Origin of the sequence: Denitrificimonas halotolerans (assembly GCF_034259425.1) — a bacterium.
Classification (GTDB): domain Bacteria; phylum Pseudomonadota; class Gammaproteobacteria; order Pseudomonadales; family Pseudomonadaceae; genus Denitrificimonas; species Denitrificimonas halotolerans.
In genome coordinates, this window is sequence record NZ_JAXIVU010000011.1 from 1 (window position 1) to 13,551 (window position 13,551).

The window sequence follows — 13,551 nt, forward strand, 5'->3', positions numbered from 1 at the left end:
GCACTACTTAAATGCCCTTTAAGGTATTTTCGTACCGCGTTTATTTTAAAAGCTTTGGTGTGTTTCGGTCTTTTCATTGTGAACCCTTCCAGTTGAAAGTTTAGTCCAACTTTAGGGGTTCACTCCAGATACCGTACTCTTTCAACTCTTTCACAATATCTACAACACGTGTATTGCGTAAATCAGGACAATCTTCCTTAAAGGTTAAGCCCATAACCAAAACCCTCGCACCTTGCACATGGATGCGTCTTTTTAACATGGCTTTGATTAGCTGACTCACCACATACTCCCCCATGCCATCGTTAAGACGACGACCAGAAAGGATGATTTCTGGTTGGTAACCGATACTTTGTGCTTTGTGGGTTAGGTAATAAGGGTCTACACCTATACAATGGCCACCTACTAAGCCCGGACGGAAGGGTAAGAAATTCCACTTAGTGCCTGCCGCTTGTAATACGGCTTCGGTGTCTATGCCCAGTTTGTTGAAGATAATGGCCAGTTCGTTAACTAGAGCGATGTTTACGTCACGCTGGGTGTTTTCAATGACCTTGGCGGCTTCGGCTACTTTAATGCTGCTGGCTTTGTGTGTGCCTACGATGATGATTTCGTTGTATAGGTCATCGACTATGTCGGCAATTTCTGGGGTAGAGCCTGCGGTTACTTTTTTGATGTTGGTAACGCGGTGTTCTTTATCACCGGGGTTAATCCGCTCGGGGCTGTAACCGGCGTAGAAGTCTTGGTTAAATGTTAAGCCTGAAACCCGTTCTAAGACAGGGACGCAGTCGTCTTCGGTGGCACCTGGGTAAACGGTGGATTCATAAATAACGATGTCGCCTTTCTGTAACACTTTACCGATGGTTTCAGAGGCTTTGATAAGCGGTGTTAGGTCCGGCTGTTTGTGTTCGTTGATGGGCGTTGGCACGGTAACTATGTAGACGTTGCAGTCTTTTAAGTCTTCTAGGTTGGCGGTGTAGCTTAGGTATTTTGCTTCGGCGAGTTCTTCGTCGCTTACTTCCAGGGTGGTGTCATGCCCGGCTTTAAGTGCGTCTATACGTGGTTGGTTGATGTCGAAACCTACTACGGAGCGCTTTTTACCAAATTCTACGGCTAGTGGTAGGCCAACGTAACCTAAACCGATAACGGCGAGTTTGATTGCTGAAGGTGTTAGCATGGATTGTCCTGTCTATTTCTTATCGCGACCATAGTCGCTCTTACAAGTAGCCTTTAGTGTATTCAAGCACGCTACCGCCCATGAGTTATGGCTCCCAACATGCCGGTTGCTCTTGAGTTGTGCCGCATGTGCGGTGTTGCTTTGTGCTTCTATGCTGTAGCTGTCTATGGATTGCTTCGCTACGATTCTGCGTGATCGCATCGCGATGAGCAGTGCTAACAATCGCACCCACAGTATCAATGCTCACACTGGCGAGTGTCTTTAAGAGTATTCCTCACTGCGCAGGGCTGTTTCTTCTATTTCGATGCTTTGCTGCTGGCCAAGCATGTCTAAAAATATCAGGCAGCGCTCTTCCCCTTTAGGCATATTGTAAATGGCCTGTAACCCTGCAAAGGGGCCATCGCTGATCTGTACTTTGTCACCGCTCCTAAACAGCGGTTGGGCTTGGTCTTGCTTTTCACTGGTCTGCTCTAGGGCCAAGATGCTATCCATCACCTGCCCTGGGACAGTTGCCGGTATGCCTCCAAAGCGTACAAAGCCATTCACTCCACGGGTGCTACGCAGCGCGTTAAAGTTCGCCGTACTTTTGTCCAGCTGAATAAAAATATAGTTTGGAAATAAAGGCTCAATGCGCTCGATACGCTTGCCTTGAACAATTTTCTGCCGTTTGATTTGCGGCAAACACGTTGTATAGCCTTGGTTTTCTATGTTCTGTTGCGCGCGCTGTTCTTGTCGCGCTTTGCAGTGCAGTAAATACCAAGCGTTCATTGCCTTTCATCCTATTTTATTTTCTCGTGTCGCCCATCAATATGAATAAGCGGTCTGCAAAAACTATAAGGCCTTTTTGCGCGCACGAATTGCGATGCGCACCAAGGCAACGAAGATGCCCAACATACCGCCAAGTACAATACCTACCGCAACAATCATAGTTTTCTTGGGTTTAATTGGGGCGGTCGGCACTTCAGCTGCTTCATCAACCACAACCACAGACGTCTGAGTATCATCAAGCGTATAGGCTTTTAACAACCCAAGATGCGTCTTCAGCTCGCGATACCCTTTAATGAGGGCACATACACTTCATCAAAAAACCTATTGCGTAGCTGTAAAGAGTTAAGGTGTGTTTTAAAAACCCCGTACACATTACCTACAGTAAGCTCTTTTACTCCTGTATTGCGAAACGCCTCCATACGCCCTTCGTTATAACCTTGAATGGCATAAGCTGGCGGGGGTACTAGGGTCGCTTGCGTTTGATAAATAGGCGTGGCCAATAATGCGTAGGCCAAGGCAAGTACAGTAAAAATCGCAGTCATGATGACAACAAGCACTTTTTCTTGCCAAAGAGACTGGATCAATTCAAACAGATCAATCTCATCTGCGTTCACTGTCGAGGCGGGTGTAGGTGTGGTATGCGGACTCACGTTGGCTCCTTAAGTGCTTTTATGCGACCAGGGCGTCGATTGTGCAGCCCTTGTTTCAAATCCTTGGCTCGTACGCGTGCCAAAGCCGACCTATCTTAAGTGCAAGGCCTTTATATTACTAGGATTTATGTGGTTATTGAGTAACAGATCACTCTTTCCAGCGAGGTTGCTCTGCAACATGGTCTTAAACTTAGCCTTCCACCTTCTAGCTAGTTGGAAAGTGAAAGGCTAAAAGTCGGGAAGCTTGCAAAGCGGCTCCCCTTCCCAGTGCGTTGCGCTCTTAACGCAACTGGGGGCCATTAAACCCAGCCCAAATTGCTAAGCGCTCGGCGACGCTGGCACCAAACTTTTTAGCGAAGCGATCAAAGGGGGACTCTTCTAAGGTGAAATCCACTAAGCGCTCATGACCAATGATTTCACGTGCCACATAGCTGCTATTGCCAAGTGCATCCACCAAGCCCAGCTCTAATGCTTGTTCGCCCGACCAAATCAGGCCAGAAAACAGTTCAGGGTGTTCTTTATCTTTTAAACGATCACCGCGGCCTTGTTTCACGCTATCAATGAACTGGCGGTGAGTGGTATTAAGAACAGTTTTCCAAAAAGCGGTTTCTTCGGCATTTTGTGGTTGGAATGGGTCAAGGAAGGCTTTATGTTCGCCCGAGGTATATAAGCGGCGATCAATGCCAAGTTTGTCCATGGCCCCCACAAAACCAAAACCGGCTGCAGTAACGCCAATAGAACCCACTAAACTGGATTTATCTGCATAGATTTCATCAGCGGCACTGGCAATGTAGTACGCACCGGATGCGCCTAAGTCCGTGATCACCGCATATACTTTGGTATCTGGGTGTAGGCTGCGCAAGCGACGGATTTCATCATAAATGTAGCCGGACTGTACTGGGCTACCGCCTGGGCTGTTGATCCGCAATACAATGCCTTTGGTGTTTTTATCTTTAAAGGCTGCACGCAAGGCGCTGACGATGTTATCGGCACTGGCCCGCTCTTGGTCGGCGATCATGCCGCGCACTTCGATCAATGCTGTGTGCGCACCTGTGCTGGTGGTTGCTTTGCTACCGCCAAACGGCGAAAAGAAAAACAGCATGCTGATTAAGTAAGCAAAGCCCAAAATTTTAAAGAAGATGCCCCAACGGCGTTTACGGCGCTGTTCATCGACGTTTGCCAGTACAGCTTTTTCTAACAGTTTCCAGGTTTTTTGATCGATCTGATTATCCGGCACGGTGGTTTCCTTCATCTTTGGCGCTGGTTTTTCTAAATAACTGTCATCGGTCCAAGGATCTTTGCGATGTTCATCGTTGTTGTCGGTCATGCTGAGCCCCTTGCGAGTAAGGTGTTGGGTTGTTGCGCTAACCAAGCGGTCAACTCAGTAAAGTGGTCAATGGCTAAAACAGGCTGTTCTTTCTGTAACACACTCAAAGGTTGCGCCCCATAACTGACCGCCACACTGGGCATCTGCGCATTGCTGGCCATACGTAAATCAAACGGTGAATCGCCCACCATAATGGCCTGCTGCGGTGCCACTGCGCAGTGCTGTAAGATTTCGTGCAGCATCAGTGGGTCAGGTTTGCTGCGTGTTTCATCAGCGCAGCGGGTGATATCAAAATAATCAACCATCTGATGCCCGCTCAACACGCGGTGCAGCCCGCGGCGACTTTTACCGGTGGCAACAGCCAGCTGATAACCGGCGCTGCGATAATTGTCTAACGCATCCAGCACTCCGGGGTAAAACTTCGAGGGCTGTGCTTCTAATTCAATGTAGTGATCGCTGTAGGCTTGGATAAAGCGTTGTTTCAGTTCAGCTGCTTCTGCCTCAGGGTACAACACATCATAAGCCTGCGGCATGGCCAAACCAATAATGGCGCGGATGTTGTCATCGGTGCACCGCGGCACACCACAGCTGTCCGAGGCCATATGCATGGCTTCGATGATGCGTCCAATCGAGTCCACCAAAGTGCCATCCCAATCAAAGATCAATACACTCAGCTTATCCACTCAAATCTCCTGAAAAATAAACAACATGTGCACGCCGCACTATTAGACTGCTATTGATGCGCAACTGATGCGCAACGGCCCCGCAAATTCAGACACCAACAGTTTTTAGGCTGCTCTTTTAGGGGCCAGCACAAATCGACACACCATCAATGCAGCTAAATGCCAACCGCAATGACTCGCCTACGCTTGCTCAAGCTGTGCCACCACAGCCTGCCACTGTTCATCCGGGTCGGCATGCACGGCCAATACTTCGCCGTCGGGCAGGGTCACTTTCAAATCACTAGCATGTAAAAATAAACGCTTACCGCCCAGTTCGCGGATTTCTTTACTGAAGATGTCATCGCCGTATTTGCTATCACCCGCAATGGCATGGCCAGCATATAAGGCATGCACGCGAATTTGGTGAGTGCGACCGGTAATGGGGCTGGCTTCTACTAAGGTGGCGTAATCACCAAAACGGCGCAGTACTTTAAATAGGGTCAGCGCCTCTTTACCTTCTGGGTTCACTTCCACTAAGCGCTCACCAGAACGCAGGTTGCTTCTCTGCAACGGCGCATCCACCTGTTTACGTGTGGCCGGCCAGCGCCCGCGCACCAGTGCCATATAACCTTTGTCCACACCATCACCGCGCAGCGCTTCATGCAGGTAGCGCAACATGCTGCGGCGCTTGGCGATCATCAGTAAACCGGAGGTGTCACGATCTAAACGGTGAACCAGTTCCATTTCTTTGTTCTGTGGGCGTATCTGGCGAAAGGCTTCAATCACGCCATAATTCAAACCGCTGCCCCCATGCACGGCAATGCCTGCAGGCTTATTCAGCACAATCAGGCCCTTATCTTCATACACAATGGCAGCTTCAAGACGCTCCAACAGACCTTTAGCAATGGGCGCGGGTTCATCTGCTTGGGTCATACGTATCGGCGGCACACGCACCACATCACCGGCTTTGATTTTATAATCAGGCTTAATGCGGCCTTTATTCACCCGCACTTCCCCTTTACGCAAAATGCGGTAAATCATGGTCTTTGGCACACCTTTTAAGCGCGCCAATAGAAAGTTATCAATCCGCTGTCCTTCTAACCCTGCTGACACTTCAAGCAGCTGCACACCCATCAAGGCTTGCGAGTCTGGTTTTGTCATAAATCTAAATATCCAAAATAGTTCGGCAACTCAATGCGCGTATGTTAGCAACAATCGACCATCGACACTCAGCAAAATTCATAAACCGCAATCAGCTGCAGCTGTAGAGTTGTCATTTGCCGACACGTTTCAAGCGGTAAGTCCCTCGCTGCACACAGGGTTACTGGCAAGTCGTTATGGGGTGAGCATTCCAGCGCAACAACACCCAGCCACCCCACATACCCGCCTTTACAGTTGACCTGTGGTTTTTCTAGGTGTCGCTCGGTGGCTTTGCTACCGAGATTCTGATTGAAGCAAACAGCGCATGCTGCTATATTCGCACCGCTGCCTTTAGATAGGGAGTCAGAGCAAGAACCAATGCTAAAAGAATCTAAAACAAAACATTGTCATTCTTAATTCTGGTAATAATTTTTGTACAGGTCACAGACCACCTCGCTAAACACTATGAATTTAGCCAAAGCTGTCTTGAAACATAATCCGCGAACGCACAATGCGATCGTATTTTTATAAACCCGCTCACGAACATATCGAGCGGCACCCGATTGATCAGGGACATGTGTAGGGTGGAGATGCACAGTAAGATTGACTTGCGTAGCCATGTGCTTTGATTCAGACGTTTCATCACGTCCGCGGCAATCACTGATTCCTCCTCCTAATACAAGTCAGCTGCACCGTAGTTTTAAGTGTGGCTCGCTGGAGACGCTGTCGCGACTGAGGCTTATGACCTTATGTACGCTAGACACGGTTAAAATTTAACTGCGCGACCCCAACACCGACCCTTATGTCGTGTGTGCCAATGATGTGCTCCGTGAACACGGAATATATTGGTAAACCATGAAAAGAATGCTAATCAACGCAACTCAACCCGAAGAGTTGCGTGTCGCGCTAGTCGATGGACAGAAGCTCTTTGACCTCGACATTGAGTCGGGTGCGCGCGAGCAAAAGAAATCCAACATCTACAAAGGCCGCATCACCCGCGTTGAACCCAGCTTAGAAGCCGCCTTTGTCGACTTCGGCTCCGAGCGCCACGGCTTCCTCCCCCTCAAAGAAATCTCCCGCGAATACTTCAAAAAAACTGGTGAAAACAGCGGTCGCGTCAACATTAAAGACGTGCTCACCGAAGGCCAGGAAGTCATTGTTCAAGTTGAAAAAGAAGAGCGCGGTAACAAAGGCGCAGCCCTGACCACCTTCATCAGTCTGGCTGGCCGCTACATGGTATTGATGCCCAACAACCCACGTGCCGGCGGTATTTCACGCCGCATCGAAGGTGAAGAGCGCAACGAATTACGCGAAGCACTCAATGCCCTCAACTCCCCTGCCGACATGGGCTTAATTGTCCGTACTGCTGGTTTAGGTCGTAGCAGTCAAGAACTGCAGTGGGATTTGGACTACCTCGTCCAACTCTGGACTGCAATCAAAGACGCCGCCGACACGCGCAGCGCGCCGTTTTTGATTTACCAAGAAAGTAACGTCATTATCCGCGCGATTCGCGACTATTTACGTCAAGATATCGGCGAAGTATTGATTGACAGCACCGACGCTCAAGAAGAAGCCTTAAGCTTTATTCGTCAGGTGATGCCGCAGTACGCCGACAAGATCAAGCTGTATCAAGACAGCGTTCCACTGTTTAACCGCTTCCAAATCGAAAGCCAGATCGAAACCGCTTTCCAACGTGAAGTTAAACTACCATCAGGCGGTGCGCTGGTCATCGACCCCACCGAAGCGTTAGTTTCCATCGACATTAACTCGGCGCGCGCCACCCGCGGTAGCGACATTGAAGAGACCGCCCTGCAAACCAACTTAGAAGCGGCTGAAGAAATCGCCCGTCAACTGCGTTTGCGTGATATCGGCGGCCTGATTGTCATCGACTTTATCGATATGACACCAGCCAAAAACCAACGTGCCGTTGAAGACCGCATGCGCGAATGCTTAGGTGCTGACCGTGCCCGTGTTCAAGTGGGTCGTATCTCACGCTTTGGTTTGTTGGAAATGTCCCGTCAGCGTTTACGCCCATCCCTCGGCGAAAGCAGTGGTGTGGTGTGCCCACGCTGTAACGGCCAAGGCATTATCCGTGACGTTGAATCCTTATCTCTAGCCATTCTGCGCTTAATCGAAGAAGAAGCCCTGAAGGATCGCACCGCTGAAGTGCGTGCTCGCGTACCTTTCCAGGTGGCTGCATTCTTGTTAAATGAAAAGCGTAACGCCATTACAAAGATTGAGCTGCGCACCCGCGTACGTATCTTTATCCTGCCAGATGAGCACCTCGAAACACCGCACTTTGAAGTGATTCGTTTACGTGATGACAGCCCAGAAGCGTTATCCGGTCAGTCCAGCTATGAAATGGCGCCAGAAGAAACCGAAGAAGTTCAACCGGTGAGCGCTACGCGTTCTTTGGTACGTGAAGAAGCCGCAGTGAAAACCACCACGGCTGAGCGTTTAGCACCACCGCCGGTACAAGCCGCTCCTACTGCAGCACCAGCTGAAGTGAAGAAAGCACACACAAGCAAGTTCAAAGGCTTGGTAAAATCGCTCGTTGGTTTATTTGCCAGCAACAATGAAGAAAAAGCCAACGCAGATACTGCTCAAGCGGAACCTGCTGAGCGTCCAAACCAGAACAACCGCAACAATGAGCGCCGTAACAACAATGAGCGTTCACAAAACAATCGTCGCAACAACCGCAACACGCGCGATCGCGACCGCGACCGCGATGAAGAGCGCAAGCCACGTGAAAACGGTCGTGACAATGCCGCTGAGCGTGACAGCAACCAACGTGACAACAACCCGCGCGATCATAAGCGTGATAACACGCACAACAAGCGTGAGCAAAACGAGAACCGCCGTGAGCGCCCGCAACGCGACGAACGCCCACAGCGTGAAGAGCGTCAGCAGCGTGACGAACGCCCTGCACGTCAGGAACGTCAGGAGCGCCCAGAGCGTAACGAACGCAATGAGCGTTCTGAGCAGCGCCCAACCCGTGAACTGCGCCCAGCGCTTGATACACCTGAACAGCGTCAACCACGCGGTGCAGCGATTCAAGCCCAAGCTCAGGCTCAGGTACAACAAGCGCAAGAGCAAAACGAGCAACGCCCACAACAGCGCGACAACCAGCAAGCCGATGAGCAGCGCCCAGCCCGTCCAGAACGCCAAGAGCGCGCACCTAAAGCTGTGGATGTCGATGAAACGCCAGACAATAAGGCGCTAGAGTCGCACGACAAGCAAGAGAAGAACGGTCCCGAGGAAGAACGTCCACGTCGCCGTTCACGCGGTCAGCGTCGTCGCAGCAACCGTCGTGAGCGTCAGCAACAAGATACCGCTCACAACAACGATACAGCCACTGAGCACAACACCGCTGAAAGCAATACTGCTGATAAAGCAACGGCAGCGCCAACGCCAGAAAAAGCCGCTGCACCTAAAGCTGACGCAGCAGCAAAAGCTCAGGCTGAAGCCGCTCAAGACGTTGCCCAAGTAGCTGCAACTGTTGCCATCGCAGCAGCTGCCGCTGAGCCGAAAGCAACTGACCTCGCCAGTGATGCTGCAGCCGGCCGTAACGCCGTTGCCACTGTTGACCCGAGCCAAGTGCAAACAGCCGCTGCGCAACCTACGCAATCACTGTTGCAAATCTCGGAGCCAGACTTAGCTAAGGCACCTGCATCAGCGAGCTCGCCTGCGCCAGCAGCAGAGCAAGCAGCTGAACCTGCCGCTCAGCCTAAACCGGCTGAGAAAGCAGAAAAGCCTGCAAACAAAGCACTGTCTGGTCCTGCTCCGCAGAAACGACTTGCAGCGCCTGCCGCTCAAGAAGCCGCACCAGCGCCAGTCAAGGCCAAGCCAGCTAAAGCAGAACAGCCTGCACCTGCCACTCAACACGCAGCAGAAGCAGCCAAGCCAGCGCCTGCGGCTCAGCCTAAAGCCAAAGCAGCAGCGCCAGCAACCACAAAACCACCACGTTTAGTGGGCCGTGCGCCAAATGATCCGCGTGAGCGTCGTCGTTTAGCGCGTGAAGCCGAAGCAGCTAAAAAAGCCGCTGAAGCAAAAGCTGCAGCAACACCTCAAGCACAAGCAGAGTCACAACCGACTCAGCCTGAAGCAACGAAGCAGCCAGCAGCGCCCGCAGCCGCTCCAACCGTAGAAGCAGCACAACCTGCCACTACGACTCACGAAGCTGCACCACAAAATACGCCTGAGGCTGCTCCAACAGCTGAAGCGCAAGTAACAGCAGCACCACAGGAGCCCTCTGCAAAACCAGATAAAGCCCCTGCTGCCGAGCAGAACGAGCCTAAGCCAAACGCCTAGTCTGAATCTGCGCTATAAAAAAGGATGCCCCACCGGCATCCTTTTTTTATGCCTATTCACCATTCGCAAGCCGAGTATGCCGGAACAACAACCGCCGACCTGCCAATCCTCCCCCCTAAAATTGACACCTTCACCGCTCGGCCACCCCATTCCCCTCTCCATACTTGGCCATTTCGCACAGTTCAACACAGCCTTTAAAATCAACGTTGGCTAATCAACAACCATAAAAAAACCGCAGAGATGGCCATCCATCGCTGCGGCTTAAGCACCTTCCGGCGCTCGAACTTTAAAAGAGGTTACTGACTGCGCGTTGGGTAAATATCAAAGTTTTGTAAAGCCACGACCACTTCAGACAGCGGCAAGCCAACCACGGTGGTGTAGCTGCCTGAAATCGCACTGACAAAAACACCGCCTTTACCTTGAATACCATACCCTCCCGCTTTATCTGACTGCTCTCCAGTCTGCCAATACCAATCAATCTCTTTGCTGCTAATGTTTCTAAAGAACACTGTGGTATTGACCCGTTGCACACGAATTTCTTCTGCGGTTTTAATGGCAAAAGCAGTCATGACGACATGGGAGCGACCGGATAAAGCACGCAGCATGCCTTTCGCTGCATCTTCACTGCTCGGTTTACCCAAAATATCGTCTTCTAAAACAACAATGGTGTCAGCAGCCAAAACCACTGCACCCTCCTCGGCTTCTACTGCAGAAAATCCTGCCTCTGCTTTTTCTTTAGCTAAACGCTCAACATAAGCCGTAGGCAATTCATTGGGACGCTGCTGCTCATCGATCGCAATATCCAGCACTGTAAAATCAATGCCGGCCTGTGCAAGCAGTTCGCGCCGCCGAGGCGATGTAGAAGCTAAATACAACGTCATACGTTTTTCAAACCTTTGTGAAAAAAACATTATTTATAAGTGTTATAGCACATCAAACAAACCCAGACATGCGCTACGCATCGTTACCTGATGCAACGCTAGAAGCAAGTGATTCAATCCCTACGAAGAGCATTATGACGCCTTATTTCTTCATCATTCGCAGAATATCGTCCAGTGGGTTCCCGTCGCCGTTCACATCCAGCATCGAGATCAAACCTGACAAGCCCGATTTCTGAGCGCCGGCCGCAGTTGGGCTCTGACCGCCTAATAAGCCGCCTAGCAAACCACCCAAACCACCTTCTGCTGTCTCAGCACTGGCACTTTGCTTACTGATAAAACTGGCCACCATGGCCGCTAACAAAGGCAGCATTTGCTTAAGCTGATGTGCACTTAGGCCTGTTTTCTGTGCTGCATTGTCTGCAACAGTGCGGCTCACCTCTTTAGAGCCAAACACCTGCCCTAAAATATCCTGACCTGAGGCTCTGCCATCACTGCCAGCAAGGTGCCCTAAGGCTTGGCTTAAAAAATCACTGCCACCTAAACTCCCCAGCAAACCACTGATACCCCCAGACGCCTGAGGCTGTGCTTGCATCTGCTTTTGAAAGCCACCTAACAACGCAGGCAATAAAGCCTCAGCTCCTTGCTGTGCTTGATCTTCAGTCAAGCCCAGCTGTTGTGCAAGCGATGACACACCGCCCATTTGTTTGAGTATTTCAGTGGTTTGCATAGAGAAATAACCTCATTGGTTTACTGTAAGTTAAATTTAGTTCAATAGATCATCTGGAATATTGCCACCGTTTTCAGCAATTTTTGCCAATACAGTTTTGTGCAACCACATATTCATCTGTGCTGAATCAGCCATCAGTTCGGCTGGGCAGTTTAACTCTGTGGCCAACTCTTTACGTGCGCTAAAGCTGCTATCCAACTCCAACAACTTCAGTAGGTCAACAATGGACACACGCCAGTTTAACTTTTGTGGGTTGGCTGCAGCACGCGTTTCCAGTTGCGCCACCACATCCACGACACTGACTGCAGCGACACTCGGCTGCTCGGCCGCAGGTGCACTGGCCTCTGGCGTCGCAGCAGCGGGTGCTTCGACTTCAGCTTCCGCTGCTTCTGCTTTACCAATGCCCAATTTAGACAGGATGCTATTGAAAAGTCCCATGTATTTCTCCTCAGTGTTTATGACATCATTGTCAATTCTGTTTGATACACCTGTTTGTAACATACAATCAACAGGTTCTGCTTATATCTATCGATTTATACCGAACGAATTATGGAATAAATCACTAGAGAGGTCATCTTTTAATCGAGATACTCAAACCAACTCTAGATGCTATTGAGCAGCTCTCTCACTGAATAAATGGGGCAAATATGCAATCTGTTGTGATTCTTGTGGATGTGCAAAACATTTACCATACGGTGCGCCAAAGCTATGCCACGGGCTTTGACTACAATGCATTTTGGCGACACGCCACGGATGGACGCAAAGTGGTAAAAGCCATTGCCTATGCAACGGATCGCGGCGATGCTAAACAGCAGCAATTTCAAAACATCCTGCGCGCCATTGGTTTTGAGGTCAAACTCAAACCTTATGTACAGCGCAGTGATGGCAGTCGTAAAGGTGATTGGGATGTAGGGATTACAGTGGATGCCATGGAATTAGCCCCGCTTGCTGATACCCTAGTGCTGGCCTCCGGTGATGGCGACTTTGCTATTTTAGTAGAGCGTTTGCAAGCATTGCATCATCTTGAGGTGGAAGTCTTCGGCGTGCCCGACTTCACGGCCTTTGCTTTGATCCGAGCCGCCACTAAGTTCATTCCTATTGAGGGTCAGCTGCTACTGCAAAAATAAGACCATACCAACCACGTTCGAGGACTGCCCCCTATAGGCACCAGTAACACAGGTGTGAGTAGACCAAGCCCGAAAACACATCGACCGAAACTCAGGCGGTGCGCACATACCTGGAAACCCCATGCGCCAAGGTTGGCATTGCACATGAGGATAGCGGTGCGTCACCCACACATGAGCGCCCCTAGGCAATAACTTGCTCTTACATTCTGCTGAGCACAAAAGAGGATATCCATGCGTAAATCAATTATAAAACCAATTGTAGTCACAGCTTTAAGTGCGCTGCTTGTTTTTGAGCTGACGGCATGCGGTACTGTCATTTATCCTGATCGCCGCGGCCAAACGAAAGGCCCCATCGACCCAACCGTCGTCATTATGAATGGTATCGGCTTGCTGTTCTGGGTTGTCCCTGGTTTGGTAGCCTTTGCCATCGACTTTGCTACGGGTGCGATTTATCTACCATCGGGCCGTTATTCAATTGCTCCAGAAGCGTTAGAGCCGGCAATCAATGCGGATGGTCGAATTGATACCGTGCAATTACAACAGATTATTCAGCAACAAACCGGGCACAAGCTGCCTTTCGATCACCCCAACCTGCAGAAACACGAAGGCTCGGCACAATTGTTAAGCCAGCTCAATATCCTTCCCACTACATGAACTAGCTACCACTTTAGAAGGAGGGAAATTCTGCTCGATCATTGTTAAATCCGGCCAGCCCCTGTATCGCCCCTTGTTGGGCGATACATCAATCAATACGAGGCTTGCTCTACACAACCCGTAATGCTGCAGA

Annotated in this window: 13 protein-coding genes; 3 read left to right on the forward strand and 10 right to left on the reverse strand. The window is 50.3% G+C overall.

Features of this window, described 5'->3' with window-relative positions; translation table 11 throughout:
- Positions 1-100: 100 nt before the first annotated feature.
- The 7 genes from tviB to rluC form a co-directional block, all read right to left on the reverse strand.
- Complete coding sequence (gene tviB / locus TOI97_RS08630; RefSeq protein ID WP_321553718.1) at positions 101-1,171, reverse strand: Vi polysaccharide biosynthesis UDP-N-acetylglucosamine C-6 dehydrogenase TviB; 1,071 nt, start codon at positions 1,169-1,171, stop codon at positions 101-103.
- Between the two features lie 261 nt (positions 1,172-1,432).
- Positions 1,433-1,939: a transcription/translation regulatory transformer protein RfaH gene (gene rfaH / locus TOI97_RS08635; protein WP_321553719.1), complete on the reverse strand. Its 507-nt coding sequence runs from the start codon at positions 1,937-1,939 to the stop codon at positions 1,433-1,435.
- A gap of 63 nt (positions 1,940-2,002) precedes the next feature.
- Positions 2,003-2,197, reverse strand: a complete 195-nt coding sequence (locus tag TOI97_RS08640; protein WP_321553720.1) for a GNVR domain-containing protein — start codon at positions 2,195-2,197, stop codon at positions 2,003-2,005.
- Positions 2,198-2,211: 14 nt separating this feature from the next.
- Entirely contained in the window at positions 2,212-2,589 is a 378-nt protein-coding gene (locus TOI97_RS08645; RefSeq protein ID WP_321553721.1) for a Wzz/FepE/Etk N-terminal domain-containing protein, read from the reverse strand.
- A gap of 280 nt (positions 2,590-2,869) precedes the next feature.
- The gene (locus TOI97_RS08650; protein ID WP_321553791.1) at positions 2,870-3,841 is read right to left on the reverse strand and encodes a S49 family peptidase; all 972 of its coding nucleotides are present in this window, start codon (positions 3,839-3,841) and stop codon (positions 2,870-2,872) included.
- Between the two features lie 71 nt (positions 3,842-3,912).
- Positions 3,913-4,599, reverse strand: a complete 687-nt coding sequence (locus tag TOI97_RS08655; RefSeq protein WP_321553722.1) for an HAD-IA family hydrolase — start codon at positions 4,597-4,599, stop codon at positions 3,913-3,915.
- A 180-nt stretch (positions 4,600-4,779) separates the two neighbouring features.
- Positions 4,780-5,739: a 23S rRNA pseudouridine(955/2504/2580) synthase RluC gene (rluC, locus tag TOI97_RS08660; protein WP_321553723.1), complete on the reverse strand. Its 960-nt coding sequence runs from the start codon at positions 5,737-5,739 to the stop codon at positions 4,780-4,782.
- Positions 5,740-6,573: 834 nt separating this feature from the next.
- Here rluC and rne point away from each other — a divergent pair.
- Positions 6,574-10,029, forward strand: coding sequence for a ribonuclease E (rne, locus tag TOI97_RS08665; protein ID WP_321553724.1), 3,456 nt, complete (start codon positions 6,574-6,576; stop codon positions 10,027-10,029).
- Positions 10,030-10,325: 296 nt separating this feature from the next.
- On the opposite strand, the gene TOI97_RS08670 is transcribed toward rne, so the two are convergent.
- The 3 genes from TOI97_RS08670 to TOI97_RS08680 all read right to left on the reverse strand — a co-directional run bounded on the left by TOI97_RS08670 (position 10,326) and on the right by TOI97_RS08680 (position 12,075).
- Positions 10,326-10,910, reverse strand: coding sequence for a Maf family protein (locus TOI97_RS08670; protein ID WP_321553725.1), 585 nt, complete (start codon positions 10,908-10,910; stop codon positions 10,326-10,328).
- 142 nt (positions 10,911-11,052) lie between these two features.
- Positions 11,053-11,637 carry a DUF937 domain-containing protein gene (locus TOI97_RS08675; RefSeq protein ID WP_321553726.1) on the reverse strand — a complete coding sequence of 195 codons (585 nt, stop codon included), beginning with the start codon at positions 11,635-11,637 and terminating at the stop codon, positions 11,053-11,055.
- 36 nt (positions 11,638-11,673) lie between these two features.
- The gene (locus TOI97_RS08680) at positions 11,674-12,075 is read right to left on the reverse strand and encodes a DUF3597 domain-containing protein (protein WP_321553727.1); all 402 of its coding nucleotides are present in this window, start codon (positions 12,073-12,075) and stop codon (positions 11,674-11,676) included.
- A 209-nt stretch (positions 12,076-12,284) separates the two neighbouring features.
- Here TOI97_RS08680 and TOI97_RS08685 point away from each other — a divergent pair, with 209 nt between their 5' ends.
- Both TOI97_RS08685 and TOI97_RS08690 read left to right on the forward strand, forming a co-directional pair.
- Entirely contained in the window at positions 12,285-12,764 is a 480-nt protein-coding gene (locus TOI97_RS08685) for a LabA-like NYN domain-containing protein (RefSeq protein WP_321553728.1), read from the forward strand.
- 231 nt (positions 12,765-12,995) lie between these two features.
- Positions 12,996-13,418: a polyribonucleotide nucleotidyltransferase gene (locus tag TOI97_RS08690; protein WP_321553729.1), complete on the forward strand. Its 423-nt coding sequence runs from the start codon at positions 12,996-12,998 to the stop codon at positions 13,416-13,418.
- Positions 13,419-13,551 lie beyond the last annotated feature (133 nt).